Source organism: Streptomyces sp. Y7 (genome assembly GCF_043195415.1).
In the GTDB taxonomy this organism is placed as follows: Bacteria; Actinomycetota; Actinomycetes; order Streptomycetales; family Streptomycetaceae; genus Streptomyces.
In genome coordinates this window covers 127,065-141,546 of sequence record NZ_JBIDDQ010000011.1, presented here as the reverse complement: position 1 = coordinate 141,546, position 14,482 = coordinate 127,065, and the positions used below count along the sequence as shown (strand labels likewise).

The 14,482-nt window shown below is 72.0% G+C and carries 10 protein-coding genes; 6 read left to right on the top strand and 4 right to left on the bottom strand.

Annotated elements, in window-relative coordinates:
* The first annotated feature begins 66 nt into the window (after positions 1 to 66).
* From ACGFW6_RS26210 to ACGFW6_RS26200, 3 genes are all read left to right on the top strand, one after another.
* Positions 67 to 2,652: a bifunctional FO biosynthesis protein CofGH gene (locus ACGFW6_RS26210; RefSeq protein ID WP_393514534.1), complete on the top strand. Its 2,586-nt coding sequence runs from the start codon at positions 67 to 69 to the stop codon at positions 2,650 to 2,652.
* A gap of 78 nt (positions 2,653 to 2,730) precedes the next feature.
* Positions 2,731 to 3,282 carry a hypothetical protein gene (locus ACGFW6_RS26205; RefSeq protein ID WP_393514531.1) on the top strand — a complete coding sequence of 184 codons (552 nt, stop codon included), beginning with the start codon at positions 2,731 to 2,733 and terminating at the stop codon, positions 3,280 to 3,282.
* Between the two features lie 82 nt (positions 3,283 to 3,364).
* Entirely contained in the window at positions 3,365 to 4,525 is a 1,161-nt protein-coding gene (locus ACGFW6_RS26200; RefSeq protein WP_393514528.1) for a DUF418 domain-containing protein, read from the top strand.
* A 31-nt stretch (positions 4,526 to 4,556) separates the two neighbouring features.
* Here ACGFW6_RS26200 and ACGFW6_RS26195 read toward each other — a convergent pair whose 3' ends face one another.
* The gene (locus tag ACGFW6_RS26195) at positions 4,557 to 5,090 is read right to left on the bottom strand and encodes a DUF2165 domain-containing protein (RefSeq protein ID WP_393514525.1); all 534 of its coding nucleotides are present in this window, start codon (positions 5,088 to 5,090) and stop codon (positions 4,557 to 4,559) included.
* 88 nt (positions 5,091 to 5,178) lie between these two features.
* Between ACGFW6_RS26195 and ACGFW6_RS26190 the strand changes: the two genes are divergently transcribed.
* Positions 5,179 to 7,734 carry a tetratricopeptide repeat protein gene (locus ACGFW6_RS26190; RefSeq protein ID WP_393514522.1) on the top strand — a complete coding sequence of 852 codons (2,556 nt, stop codon included), beginning with the start codon at positions 5,179 to 5,181 and terminating at the stop codon, positions 7,732 to 7,734.
* A 135-nt stretch (positions 7,735 to 7,869) separates the two neighbouring features.
* Positions 7,870 to 8,985 (top strand): ADP-ribosylglycohydrolase family protein, encoded by a 1,116-nt coding sequence (locus ACGFW6_RS26185; RefSeq protein WP_393514519.1) that lies wholly within the window; start codon positions 7,870 to 7,872, stop codon positions 8,983 to 8,985.
* Positions 8,986 to 9,144: 159 nt separating this feature from the next.
* Here the strand turns inward: ACGFW6_RS26185 and ACGFW6_RS26180 are convergent, their stop codons facing one another.
* Both ACGFW6_RS26180 and ACGFW6_RS26175 read right to left on the bottom strand, forming a co-directional pair.
* A complete protein-coding gene (locus tag ACGFW6_RS26180) occupies positions 9,145 to 10,713 on the bottom strand; it encodes a sodium:solute symporter family protein (RefSeq protein WP_393514516.1) in 1,569 nt (522 codons plus the stop codon).
* Positions 10,714 to 10,874: 161 nt separating this feature from the next.
* Entirely contained in the window at positions 10,875 to 11,660 is a 786-nt protein-coding gene (locus ACGFW6_RS26175; RefSeq protein ID WP_393514513.1) for an SDR family oxidoreductase, read from the bottom strand.
* A 93-nt stretch (positions 11,661 to 11,753) separates the two neighbouring features.
* Here ACGFW6_RS26175 and ACGFW6_RS26170 point away from each other — a divergent pair, with 93 nt between their 5' ends.
* Positions 11,754 to 12,593: a hypothetical protein gene (locus tag ACGFW6_RS26170; RefSeq protein ID WP_393514510.1), complete on the top strand. Its 840-nt coding sequence runs from the start codon at positions 11,754 to 11,756 to the stop codon at positions 12,591 to 12,593.
* 14 nt (positions 12,594 to 12,607) lie between these two features.
* Here the strand turns inward: ACGFW6_RS26170 and ACGFW6_RS26165 are convergent, their stop codons facing one another.
* On the bottom strand, positions 12,608 to 14,464 hold the full coding sequence (locus tag ACGFW6_RS26165; protein ID WP_393514507.1) for an MFS transporter: 1,857 nt from the start codon (positions 14,462 to 14,464) through the stop codon (positions 12,608 to 12,610).
* Positions 14,465 to 14,482 lie beyond the last annotated feature (18 nt).

Here is a 14,482-nt window from a genome sequence, read left to right as displayed (position 1 = left end):
GCACCCGCACCCGGCAACCCACCGCACCACCTCGGGCCTCGCAAATCTCGAACGTATGCTCAAAGAATGACGACTTCCGCGACCCCCGGAACCGGCCCCACCGAGAACTCCACGCGTCGCGCCCTCAAACGCGCCCGGGACGGCGTCGCGCTCGACGTCTCCGAGGCGGCCGTACTGCTCCAGGCCCGCGGCGAGGCCCTCGACGACCTCGCCGCGTCCGCCGCGCGGGTGCGTGACGCGGGCCTGGAGGCCGCCGGCCGCCCCGGTGTGATCACGTACTCGAAGAGCGTCTTCATCCCCCTCACCCGGCTGTGCCGGGACAAGTGCCACTACTGCACCTTCGTCACCGTCCCCGGCAAGCTGCGCCGGGCGGGCCACGGGATGTTCATGTCCCCCGACGAGGTCCTCGACATCGCCCGCAAGGGCGCCGCCCTCGGCTGCAAGGAAGCCCTCATCACCCTCGGCGACAAGCCCGAGGACCGCTGGCCGGAGGCCAGGGAGTGGCTCGACGCGCACGGCTACGACGACACGATCGCCTACGTCCGTGCCATCTCCATCCGCATCCTGGAGGAGACGGGCCTGCTCCCGCACCTCAACCCCGGGGTGATGTCCTGGACGGACTTCCAGCGCCTCAAGCCCGTCGCGCCCTCCATGGGCATGATGCTGGAGACCACCGCGACCCGCCTGTGGTCCGAGCCCGGCGGCCCGCACCACGGCTCCCCGGACAAGGAACCGGCCGTCCGGCTGCGGGTGCTGGAGGACGCGGGCCGTTCCTCGGTCCCCTTCACCTCCGGGATCCTCATCGGCATCGGCGAGACGTACGAGGAGCGCGCCGAGTCCCTCTTCGCGCTGCGCCGGATCTCGCGGTCGTACCACGGCGTCCAGGAACTGATCATCCAGAACTTCCGCGCCAAGCCGGACACCGCGATGCGGGGCATGCCGGACGCCGAGCTGGACGAGCTGGTCGCGGCGGTCGCGGTGGCCCGGCTCATCATGGGCCCGGCCGGCAACATCCAGGCCCCGCCCAACCTCGTCGAGGGCGAGTACGCCCGTCTGATCGCCGCCGGCATCGACGACTGGGGCGGCGTCTCCCCGCTCACCATCGACCACGTCAACCCCGAACGCCCCTGGCCGCAGATCGAGGAGCTGACGCGGCAGTCGGCGGACGCCGGCTTCGAGCTGCGCGAACGGCTCTGCGTCTACCCCGAGTTCGTCCAGCGCGGCGAGCCCTGGATGGACCCCCGGCTGCTGCCGCACGTACGGGCGCTCGCCGACCCGGAGACGGGCCTCGCGCGCCCCGACGCCGTGGTCGAGGGGCACCCGTGGCAGGAGCCCGAGGAGGCGTTCGTCTCCTCCGGCCGCACCGACCTGCACACCACCATCGACACCGAGGGCCGCACGTCCGACCGCCGCGACGACTTCGACGAGGTGTACGGCGACTGGGGCGCCCTGCGCGAGGCCGCCGCCCCCGGCATGGCGCCCGAGCGCATCGACACCGACGTCCGCCAGGCGCTCGGGGTCGCCGCCGACGACCCGACCCGGCTGACCGACGAGGAGGCGCTGGCGCTGCTGCACGCGGACGGCCCGGCGCTCGACGCGCTCACCCGGATCGCCGACGACGTCCGCAAGTCGGTGGTCGGCGACGACGTGACGTACATCGTCACGCGGAACATCAACTTCACCAACGTCTGCTACACGGGCTGCCGTTTCTGCGCCTTCGCGCAGCGCAGGACCGACGCCGACGCCTACACGCTCTCCCTGGACCAGGTCGCCGACCGCGCCCAGCAGGCGTGGGAGGTCGGCGCGGTCGAGGTCTGCATGCAGGGCGGCATCCACCCGGATCTGCCCGGCACGGCGTACTTCGACATCGCCAGGGCCGTGAAGGAGCGCGTGCCCGGCATGCACGTGCACGCCTTCTCGCCGATGGAGGTCGTCAACGGTGCCACCCGCACCGGCATGTCCGTCCGCGAGTGGCTCACCGCCGCCAAGGAGGCGGGCCTGGACTCCCTTCCCGGCACCGCCGCCGAGATCCTCGACGACGAGGTCCGCTGGGTCCTGACCAAGGGCAAACTGCCGGCCGCGACCTGGATCGAGGTGATCACGACCGCACACGAACTCGGCATCCGCTCCAGCTCGACGATGATGTACGGACACGTCGACCAGCCCCGCCACTGGCTCGGCCATCTGCGCACACTGGCCGGCATCCAGCAACGCACCGGCGGCTTCACGGAGTTCGTGACCCTGCCGTTCATCCACACCAACGCGCCCGTCTACCTCGCCGGCATCGCCCGCCCCGGGCCGACGATCCGCGACAACCGCGCGGTCACGGCCATGGCCCGGCTCCTGCTGCACCCGCACATCCCCAACATCCAGACCAGCTGGGTCAAGCTCGGCACGGAGGGCGCGGCCGAGATGCTGCGCTCCGGAGCCAACGACCTCGGTGGCACGCTGATGGAGGAGACGATCTCGCGGATGGCGGGTTCCTCGTACGGCTCCTACAAGTCGGTACGCGACCTGGTGGCCGTCGCCGAGGCGGCGGGCCGGCCGGCGAAGCCGCGCACGACCCTGTACGGCGAGGTGTCCGAGGAGCGGCAGCGGGCGGCGGCGGCCTCGGACGGGCACCTGCCCGAGCTGCTGCCGGTGCTGGACTGACGAAGAGCCCGCCGCGGGGGTCGGTACGATGATCCGACCCCCGCTGGAGGGGTGCCTTAGCTGAGGAGATGCGTGCCCGTGCCTGCTCCCAAGGTCTGGGTGACCGGTCTGACGGTGGGAGCGATAGCCGCCGTCACCGTCCTCGCCGTGCAGGCCGACAAGGGGCCGCACCCGACGGCCGCGAAGGCCCGCCCGAGCGCCTCGGCGTCGGCGGGCGCGAGCCCCGCGCCGACGAAGTCCCCGGGGCCGGTGGTCGTGCCGGACGGCTCGGGCACCGGACGCCGGGTCGTCTACTCCCTGGGCGAGAAGCGGGTCTGGCTGGTCGACGCGAGCGACGCGTCCCGCCGTACCTTCGCCGTCTGGCCGGGCACGGTGAGCCCCGACCCCGGCACCTACGCGGTGTCGTCCCGCAGCATGGCCACCACCGGCTCGGACGGCGTGCAGATCGAGAACATCATCTACTTCGCCGCGAAGTCCGGTGTCTCCATCGCCTTCTCCAACGCCGTCGACGGCTCCTCGCCCCCGCCCGCCGGGGACAAGCAGACCGGCGGCATCCGGATGCGCGCGGCCGACGGCGCGGCGCTGTGGAAGTTCGGCGAGGCGGGTACGTCGGTGGTCGTGGTCAAGTAGCCGTCCGCTGCATCCTTCGATGTACGGCAGGTTCCCCTTCGCTCATGACGATCCGCGGTGATACCGCCGAGACGATGAGTGCATGACGCACACGGACGCGCGAGTCCCGCAGAAACCGCAGGTCACGCCCACCGGAAGCCGACTGCCCCTCCTCGACGTACTGCGCGGCGCGGCCATCCTGGGCACCCTGATGACGAATGTGTGGATCTTCACCGGCCCGGGCGCGGAGTGGGGGGCCCTGCAGTCCGGGATGTCCACGGGTGCCGTCGAGGGCACGTTCGGCGTGCTGGCGAACGGCAAGTTCCTGTCACTGCTGACGATCCTGTTCGGCGTCGGCCTCGCCATCCAGTACGCCTCGGCCCAGCGGCGCGGGCAGCCGTGGCCGGGGCGCTACCGGTGGCGGGCGCTCTTCCTGTTCGCGGAGGGCACCGTGCACTTCGTGCTGGTCTTCGCCTGGGACGTCCTCATGGGGTACGCGGTCACCGCACTCCTCGTCGCCCGGCTGCTGACCCGCTCCGAGCGGGCGCAGCGGCGGGTGATGTGGTGGGCGGCGGGCATCCACCTGACGGTGATCGGCCTGCTGACGGCGGCGATGGCCCTGGCCGGCGACGGCACGGACGGCACGGTCTCCCCGGAGGTCGCCGACCTGTACGCGCACGGCGGCTACCCGGACCAGATCGCCTTCCGGCTGGAGAACGCGCTCGCGCTGCGCATGGAGCCGGTCCTGGCCTTCTTCCTCCTGCTCTTCCTGTTCCTGCTCGGCGTACGGCTGTTCCGGGCGGGGGCGTTCGGAGCGGACGGGACGGGGCGTCGGCTGCGCGGCCGCCTCCTGAAGTGGGGCATCGGCCTCGGCCTGCCTCTGAACGTGGTCGCGGCCCTGGCCGGCCCGGACTTCCTCCTCCTGGCCCGGTACGGCACCGCCCCGCTGCTGGCCCTCGGCTACCTCGGCCTGATCGGCGCGGTGGTGGACCGGGTACGGCGGCCGGGCCCGCTGATGAGGGGCCTGACCGCCGTCGGCCGGACCGCGCTGTCCGGTTACGTCCTGCAGAACGTGCTGTGCGTGCTCATCTCCTACGGCATCGGGCTGGGCCTCGCGGAGCGGTTCGCCGATGCGGGCCCCTGGTGGGTGGTGGGACTGTGGGTCGCGATCTGCGCGGTCCTGATGGCGGGCGCCACGCTGTGGCTGCGGCGGTTCTCGGCAGGACCCCTGGAATCGGTCCAGAAATGGGCCCTGCGCCCCTGAGAACGGGGACGGACTCGGGTTCCGGTTCCGGTCAGACCGACGACTGCTGCGACGCGGCGGCGTCGGTCTGCCGTGCCGCGCCGAACGGCAGGTGGTCGACGATGAGCACGACCCCGCAGAGCAGGAACACCCGCGTCGCGGCGTCCAGCCCGTTCCAGTCCCCGGACTGCCACATGGCGAACCACTCGCCGCCGATCGCGATGAACCCGGCGCCGAACAGCAGCATCAGCATCAGCAGGCCGTACGTGGAGAAGCGGCGGGCACGGTGGTCGTCGCGGCGGAACCAGAGCCAGGTGCCGTATATGAGGACCAGGGCGGAGACGGTCTCCCAGATGATGATCGCGACGTAGGCCGCGTCCTGGAGCGACTTGCTCGTGATGGCTCTCCACATCAGGTCGTCGTCCTTGAACGTCGTGTCCATCGCCAGGACATGCCGCACGAACTGCTGGTTCGTCCCGAAGTCGGTGATGTTCCCGAAGGCGACGAGAGCGATGTAGAGGGCGACCGCCGCGGTGAGCAGGGTGGCGGCGAGGTGGAGGGCGGGGCGTGGGGGTGTGGATGACATGGGTGTCATCTTCCCTGTGGCACGGCTGTGCCCCCAAGGCATTGAGCCAGAATGAGGGCCGGGGCGAAGCCGGACGAGAGGACCCAGGGTGGCGCGGGCGCGGCAGTCGGTGCAGGAGCTGATAGCGCGGCGCAGACGTGCCGGATTCGTGGGCCGCGGCGCCGAACGCGCCGCGTTCCGCGCCAACTTCGACACGCTGCCCGAGGACGAACGGCACCGGTTCCTCTTCCACGTGCACGGCAACGCGGGTGTCGGCAAGACCTTCCTGCTGCGCGAGCTGGAGCAAGTCGCCCGTGAACAAGGCGCGTTGACGGCGTACGTCGACGAAGGTGCGGGCAGCGTGCCGGACGTCATGGAGGCGATCAGCCGGCAGTTCGCCGCGCAGGGGACGCGCTGCAAGGAGCTGGACCGGCTGCTGGCCGCCCACCGCGAACGTCGCTACGAGGCGGAGCTGGCCGCCCTCGCCGCCCCGGACCCCGAACCGCGGGCGCCCTCCGCGGGCAGCATGGCGGTGGCGCGGGCCGGTCTGGTCGGTCTGGGGATGGTCCCGGCGGTCGGGGCCTTCGCGGGCGCGCTCGATCCGGCCCAACTCGCGCAGAGCGCGGACCGGTTGAGGTCCGGACTCGGCGCACGCTTCCGCAGCCACGAGGACGCCCGGCTCGTCCTCGCCCCCGAGAGCGTGCTCACCCCGGTGTTCCTGGACGAACTCGCGCAAGCCGAGTCCGCCGCGCCGTGGATCGTCCTGTTCCTCGACACGTACGAGCGCACCGGCCGTTTCCTCGACGGCTGGCTGCACCGGGTGATGACCACGGACCGGTACGGCGCACTGCCCGCCGGCGTCGTCGTGGTGACGGCCGGCCAGCTCCCCTGCGACACCGTCCGCTGGGGCGGGTTCGGCGACTTCATGACCGAGCTGCCGCTGCTTCCGTTCACCGAGCCGGAGGCGCGGGACCTCCTCGCGGGCAAGGGCGTGGTGGCCGAACCGGTCGTCTCGGAGGTGCTGCGCCTCACCGGCGGACTGCCGGTGCTCGTGTCGACGCTCGCCGAGGGCCGCCCCGCCGGACCCGCCGACGTGGGGGATCCGAGTGCCACGGCCGTGGACCGGTTCCTGAAGTGGGAGGCGGACCCGGTGCGACGGTCGGTGGCGCTGGCGTGTGCGTTTCCCCGGCGGCTGGACGCGGACGTGTTCCGGGCGGTCGTGGAGCGTCCGGACGCCGAACTGGACGAGCTGTACGGGTGGTTGCGGGGGCTGCCGTTCGTCAGCGAGCGCGGCGGCCGGGTGCGGTACCACGACGTCGTCAGGGCCCCGATGCTGCGGTTGCAGCGGTATCGGTCGCCCCGGACGTGGACGGCCCGGCACCAGGCGCACGCCGCCACGTTCCGGGAGTGGCGGACCCAGGCCGAGGCCGGCCGCGGCGCCGCGGAGCTGTGGGCGGACGAGGGGTGGCGGGAGCTTCGGCTGGCGGAGCTGTACCACCTCTTGTGCGCGGGGGAGCGGTCGGCGCCGGCCCGTGCGCTGGGGGATCTCGTCGACGCCTGTGAGCAGGGCGAGTCCGTCGCCGGGCAGTGGGCACGGCTGCTGGTGGAGGCGGGAGCGGACGCGGAGATCCGTACGGTGACGGCGTGGGGGGAGCAGCTGGCGGCGGCGCTCGGCAGCTCGGGAACGGTCGCGGCCCTGGAACTGGTGCTGCGCTGGGCGGGGTTCGAGGCGGGGCCGGTGGGCCCCGGACCGGTGGTCCCGGCGCGCACGGACCCCGCGGTCGTCCCATGGGGCGGGGCAGCCGGCGGCCAACCGCAGGGGACGCCGCAGACGTCGACGTCGCGTCCCGGCACATCGACGAGGCCCGGCCGGCCCGACGAGGCGCGGGAGGACCGGAGCGCCGAACACGGCTGGAGCGTCACACTCGACCCCGGCACGGCGGCCCGCGCCTACCGCGCCCGGGCCATGTCCCACGACCTCGCCGGCGACCTCGACGCGGCCGTGGCCGACCTGGACCGGGCCCTGCGGCTGGCCCCGGACGACCCCCGCAGCCTCGCCCTGCGCGGCGAGTACCACCGCGCGCAGGAGCGCCCCGACGAGGCGATCCGGGATCTGGACCGGGCCCTCGGCCTGCATCCCGACGACGCCTTCGCGCTGGCCTCCCGGGGAGCGGCCCGCCTCGTCCGTCAGGAGTTCGACGACGCGCTCGCGGACCTGGACCGGGCCGTGCGGCTCAAGCCGGACTACCCCTGGGCCCTGGTCCGCCGGGCCCGCGTGCACCGCTCCCGCGGCGACCGGGACCGACAGCTCGCCGACCTCGACCTGGCCGTGGCCGTGGGCCCCGACTGGGCCTGGGTGCGCTGCGAGCGCGGTGACGCCCTGCGCGGCGCCGGCCGGGACGAGGAGGCCCTCGCCGACTACGCGTACGCGCTCGCCCTGGAACCCGGCTACGAGTCGGCCCGCGCGAGCCGGGGCGCCGCACTGGCCAACCTGGGCCGGTACACGGAGGCCCTCGCCGACCTGGACCGGGTCCTGGAACGGCGGCCGGGGTACGTCTGGGCGCTGGCACGGCGGGCCGCCGTCCACCGCGGCCTGGGTGACGACAGCCGGGCCGCCGCCGACGAGGAACTCGCGGCCCGGCTGTCAGCTGCGGACTCCGCGTGAAGTCTGCCCAAAACTGACCACTTGTGCGCACCCCGCCCACTTTCCGCATACCGATCCGCCCCCTGAACCGACCGTCCCCGGTCGATTACAGTGGCGAACTGTCGTGCGGACGGACACTGTCACGGGGAGGTCTTGGTGAGTGCGACTGCCGGCGCTGTCTGGGGCCGTACCGAGCAGCAGGACTTCCGCAGCCGGGTCCGCGGCACGCTGCTGGGCGTGGCCGTCGGGGACGCCCTCGGGGCGCCCGTCGACGGGCTCGCACTGGAGGAGATCCAGGAGCAGTACGGCGCCGAGGGGCTGGCCGACCTGGGATTCGGGTACGGGCGACGCGGCGCCGTGAGCCATCTCACGCAGCTCACCCTGTTCTCGGTCGACGGGCTGATAAGAGCCCAGGTCAGACGGGACACCGGCGCCTGGCATCCGCCCACCGACGTGCACCGGGCGTATCTGCGCTGGGCCGCCACGCAGCGGGACTGGGGTCCCGACGAGCGCCGCAAGGACGACGGCTGGCTGGCGCGCGAGGAGTGGCTCTACGCCCGCCGCGACCCCACCCGTGCCCTGCTGATCGGGCTGGGCGACGAGACCATGGGCACCCTCGAAGCGCCCAAGAACCCCACCGAGCTCGGCCCGGAGGCCGTCGCCCGTTCCGCGCCCTTCGGACTGCTCGTCGGCTGGGAGCCGCAGCTCGTCGTCCAGCTCGCGGTGGAGTGCGCGACCCAGACCCACGGCCACCCGATCGCCTGTCTGTCGGCCGGCGCGTACGCCGTGATCGTGCACGGTCTGGCCTGCGGGGAGAGCCTCGACGGGGCCGTGCAGCGGGCCCTGGCGATGCTCGCCCCGCGCCCCGGGCACGAGCCCGTGTCGGACGCCTTGCAGCACGCGCTCGGCGCCGTACGGCAGGGCATGCCCACCCCCGCGCGGGTGGAGGAGCTCGCCGCCGACGGCTCGGCGGACGGGCTGCTCGCGGCGGCCGTGTACTGCGCCCTGGTCGGTGAGGACGTCCGCCACGGCCTCCGGCTCGCCGTGAACCACGACGGCCCCTCCGCCGCCGCGGCCGCCCTCACCGGCGGTCTGCTGGGCGCCCTGCACGGCGAGACCGCCCTGCCCCCGGCCTGGCTGGCCGAGCTGGAGGGCCGCCCCACGATCCTCGAGCTCGCCGACGACTTCGCCATGGAGATGACCCAGGGCCCGGCCCTGCACGGCCCGTCCGGGTCGTCACCGGGCTGGCTGGCCAGATATCCCCGAGCCTGACCGCGCCGCCGCCGGTCTCGCCGCGTCCGTCGCCGGAGCGCTGCTGCCCCCACCCGGCCCCGCCCGCACCCGCAACACCCCCGCGGCAGACGGCGAAAGGCGGCCACCCGGTGTCCGGGTGACCGCCTGTGCGCGCGTGCGCCGTTCCCTGCCCGGTGCTCAGTCCTTCGCGCGGACCGCGTCCTCCATCGGGTCCGCCGGAGCCGGCACCGCGGCCGCCGCGTCCCCGTCGTCGTCCGTGTTGATGCGCTCGACGACGGCGAGCCGCTCCGGAGTGTCCTCCGGCTTGACGAAGCCGATGAGGATGTACAGGACCAGCGAGACCGCCAGCGGGATGGAGACCTGGTACTGCAGCGGCACCCCGCCCTCGATCTGCCAGCTGATCGGGTAGTTGACCAGCCAGAAGGCGAGCAGACCCATCGACCAGCTGGTGAGCGCCGCCGTCGGGCCGGAGCGGCGGAACGGCCGCAGCAGGCCCAGCATCATCGGGATGGCGATCGGGCCCATGAGACCGGCGACCCACTTGATCACGACGGTGATGATGTCCTTGAAGGTGGGGGAGTTGACCTGCGTCGCCACCGCCATCGACAGGGCGAGGAAGACGACCGTGGTCACCCGGGCCGCGATCAGACCGGACCGCTCTCCCCAGGACCGCGCCTGCTTCGACAGCACCGGCGCCACGTCCCGGGTGAACACGGCCGCGATCGCGTTGGCGTCGGAGGAGCACATGGCCATCGTGTGCGAGAAGAAGCCGACGATGACGAGGCCCAACAGGCCGTGCGGCAGCAGTTGTTCGGTCATCAGGCCGTACGAGTCCGAGCCGTCCGGCTTCTGCGACTCGACCAGCAGCGGCGACATCCACATCGGGAAGAACAGCACCACGGGCCAGACCAGCCAGAGGATCGCCGACAGCCGCGCCGAGCGCTCGGCCTCCCGCGGGGTGGCCGTGGCCATGTACCGCTGGGCCTGGTTGAGCATGCCGCCGTTGTACTCGAAGAGCTTGATGAACAGGAACGCGAGCAGGAAGACGGTTCCGTACGGCCCCACCAGCGGCTCACCGTGGCCCTGGAGCTCCGGCCGGTCCCAGGCGTCGAGGAACCCGATGCCCTTGTCGTTCAGTTCCAGGATGACGGCCACGAACATCGCGACGCCGGCCAGCAACTGGATGACGAACTGGCCGAGTTCGGTGAGCGCGTCGGCCCACAGCCCGCCGATGGTGCAGTAGACGGCCGTGATGCAACCGGTGATGAGGATGCCCTGGTTCAGCGAGACACCCGTGAACACCGACAGCAGGGTGGCGATCGCGGCCCACTTCGCGCCCACGTCCACGATCTTCAGCAGCATGCCGGACCAGGCCAGCGCCTGCTGTGTCTTGAGGTCGTAGCGGTTCTTCAGGTACTCCAGCGGGGAGGCCACATGGAGCCGTGATCGCAGCCGGTTGATGCGCGGCGCGAACAGCTTCGAACCGATGGCGATACCGAGCGCGATGGGGAAGGACCAGGTGACGAAGGACGTGACGCCGTAGGTGTAGGCGATGCCCGCGTACCCGGTGAACATCACCGCGCTGTAGCCGGACATGTGATGCGAGATGCCCGACAGCCACCACGGCATCTTCCCGCCCGCGGTGAAGAAGTCGCTGACGTTGTCCACTCGCTTGTGCGACCAGACGCCGATCGCCACCATCACGCCGAAGTAGCCGATGAGCACGGCCCAGTCGAGACTGTTCATGTGACCCCTTCCCCGGGTTCCGTCCTGTGAACGGCTCGCCCATGGTGGGTGCGGTGGCAAGGGCACGACAAGCGCACGTAAGGTCAACAGACAGTAAAATCGTTCGCCTTGGTGACCTACGTTCACAGATCTGAACAGTCGCGAACGGTCGAAACCGTACCTCAGCGCATCAACTCCCCCGCATTCACCAGCAGCGACTGCCCGGTGATGGCCCGCGCCAGATCCGACGCCAGGAAGACCGCCGCGTTGGCGACATCGCCGTCCGTGGCCAGGTCCGGCAGCGCCATCCGCCCGGTCAGCCGCTTCAGTACGTCCTCCTCCGGCGCCTTTTCCGTCTGCGCGGTGAACCGGACGTACGCCTGCACCGGCGGCCCCCACATCCAGCCCGGCAGTACGGTGTTGACCCGGATGCGGTGCGGGCCGAGCTCCCGGGCCAGGGAGTACATGGCGCTGGTCAGCGCCCCCTTGGACGCGGCGTAGGCGGCCTGGCTCACCTGCGACGGGGCGGCCACGGCGGACTGGGTGCCGATGAACACCACCGAGCCGCCGCGCTCCTTCAACGCCGGCAGGCAGGCGCGGGTCATCCGCAGCGAGCCGAGCAGATTGACGTCGATCACCGACTGCCAGGTGGTGAAGTCGGCGTCCTGAAGGCCGCCGAAGTAGGAGTCCCAGGCGGCGACATGGACCACGCCGTCGATCCCCCCGAACCGTTCCCGGCCCAGCGCGGCCAGCGCCTCGCACTGTGCTTCGTCGGTGATGTCGGTCGCCCGGTAGGCCGTGTGCGTCCCGCCGGGGTCGATCTCGGCGGCGCTCTTGGCGAGATTCGCCTCCGTGCGCGCCCCGAGCACGGCGTTCCCGCCGTCCCGTACGACCGCCGCCGCGACCTGGTGGCCCAGTCCGGCCCCCACTCCCGAGACGACGACGGTCTTGCCGGTGAGCAGTGACATCGAGACCTCCCTGACTCTGGCGCATTATCTGACGGGGCGTCAGAGTATGGGCGTCCGAGGGAGGACGGAAGCCACCGGAAGGAAGGGAACGGCATGAGCGAGGACACCCGCAGCGAGACGTACGCCGAACTGGCCGCCGTCGGCCCGTACGGAGTGCGCCCCGGCCACGCCCTGATCACCATGGTCGAACCGCACCCGGGGCACGAGTACGCCTACAACCGCTGGTACGAGGACGACCACTACTACGCCGGCGCGATGGCGATGCCCTGGATGTTCGCGGGCCGCCGCTGGGTGGCGACCAGGGACCTGCAGCTGCTGCGCTACCCGGAGAAGTCGGCCATAGCCCAGCCGGTCACCGCCGGCTGCTACATCTCCACGTACTGGATCACCGCCGGCCGCTACGCCGACCACATGCGCTGGACCGTCGGCATCAACAAGCGCCTCAACCGCGACGCCCGCGTCTACCAGGACCGCACCCACGTCTTCACGGCGTTCCAGGACCACGAGGCGACGGTGTACCGCGACGGCGCGGCCGGCCCCCGCGACTTCCACGCCCTGGACCACCCCTACGCGGGCCTGGTCGTCCAGGTCGTCGACGCCGCCTCGCCCGAGCAGCGCGCCGAGCTGCTCCAGTGGCTGCGCGTCCGGCACCTCCCCAAGCGCCTCGCGGGCTCCCCGGCCGCGCTGGTGACGGTCTTCCGGCCCACGCCCCTGCCGCTGGACCGCATGTCGTACGTCCAGCAGGTCGAGGGCGTCGACACCCGGCTGACCCTGCTGTGGTTCCTGGAGGAGGACCCGAGGCAGTGCTGGGAGCCCACCTTCACGGGCCTGGACACGGAGGTGGAGGAGGCCGGTCTGGGGCGGGTGGAACTAGTGGCGCCGTTCATCCCCACGGTGCCCGGTACCGACCGTCACGTGGCCGACCTGCGCTGAGCGACGCGAGCGGGTCAGCGCAGCTCCTCCGGACACGTCGTCCCGCGCGAGAACGCGTACGGCGCCGCGAGCCGGTACTCGCCCGCCCGCGGAGCGAGCAGCACCGTCCACTTGTCGCCGAGCGAGTCCTCCTCCGTCTCCATCAGACAGCCGTCGACGTTGTCGTACGACTTCGGCGAGCCGTCGGGACGGTCCTTGGACGCCTCCGTCTCCTTCGGCGGGTCGAGCTTCTTGCCGTCGGCGTCGAGGAGACTCAGCCAGGGCGAGTAGGGGATACGGATCACGACACGGCCGGGCTTGCTCACCCGCATCGTCATCTCGCCCTGCTCGGCCCGCTCGACCACGGCGTTCGGCTCGGCGAGCGGCGCCGGGGCGGTCACCTTGAACAGCTGCCAGTTGGCGTCACCCCACACCTGCTTCAGATACGGCATCCCGCGCTGCACCAGCTCCCGCTCCCGCTCCGCCCCCGAGGCGTCCGGCTCGTCCTTGGGCAGCACCACGAAGTGCACCGCCCAGCGCTGGAGCCACTCGCGGTAGTTCGCGGAGTTGAGGGTGTCGTCGTAGAAGAGCGGGTTGCGCTCCATGTCGGCCTGGCGGTTCCAGCCGCGGGCCAGGTTGACGTACGGCGCGAGCGCGGAGGCCTCCCGGTGGGAGCGGGCCGGAACCACCTCGACGCGGCCCTTCTCGGCGCCGACCTCCTGGAGCTCGTTCACGAGCGGTGCCAGTTCGCGCGCCCAGGACGCGGCCGGGGCGGCGTGGATGATGTCGTCGACCGTCTTGTAGCCGATCCAGCCGACGAAGGTGAGCAGGGCCAGCACGCCCGCGTACCACTTGCGCGAGCGGGGCACCGTGTACGGCAGCGCGGCCACCAGGGCCGTCCCCGCGAACAGCATCGCCAGGCGCGTGATGTTGGAGCCGATCTGCGAGCTGACCACCCAGACCAGGACCACCGAGAGGCCGTAGACCGCGGACACCAGCCGGACCGTCTTCCAGTCCCCGGGCACGATGACGAAGGTGACCACCGCGCACAGCAGCGGCAGGAGCACCGAGCCGATCACCATCGGCTGGGTGCCGGAGAAGGGGAACAGCCAGGCCGACACCGCGACCACCGCCGTCGGCGCGATACCCAGCGCCCAGGCGCCCGGCCGGCGCTTCTGGAGGAACAGCGCCACCGCCACGAAGCCCACGAACAGCCCCGCGACCGGGGACGCCATCGTCGCGAGGGCGGCCAGCGGGGCCGCGCACAGCGCCTTCGCCCAGCGTTTGTAGCGCCAGCGGTACGGCCAGCAGAAGACGACGGCGACCGCGCCCAGCGCGAACATCGTGCCGAGGCCGAAGGTCACGCGTCCGGAGATGGCGTTGGCGATCAGCCCGAAGACCCCGGCGAAGGCGGCCCACAGCGGATTGCGCACGGAGCGGCTGCGCAGCAGGACCAGCGTCAGCAGACCCGCGGAGAGGGTCCCCGCGATCATCATCGTCGTACGGACGCCGAGGACCGACATCAGATACGGCGACACCACGCTGTAGGACACCGGGTGCATCCCGCCGTACCAGGCCAGGTTGTAGGCCGAGTCGGGGTGCCGGCCGACGAACTCGGCCCAGGCGTCCTGCGCCGCGAGATCGCCGCCACTGTTCGCGAACGTGAAGAACCAGATGACGTGGAGAAGCCCGGCGAGGGCCGTGATCGACAGCACCGGGTGACGCAGCAGACGCTCACGCAGGGCGGCGACGGCGGCGGTCAGCCGTGACGGAGGTCTCTCCTCCGTGGGGCTGCGCCTCTCTCCCGTACGGGGCGCGGGTACGCGTATTCGCGGACCGGCTCCCCGTCCCGGATCGGCGTCGTCGGCGCGTGTCGGCTCCGCAGTGGCCACGTCTGAGGCACTCCCCGT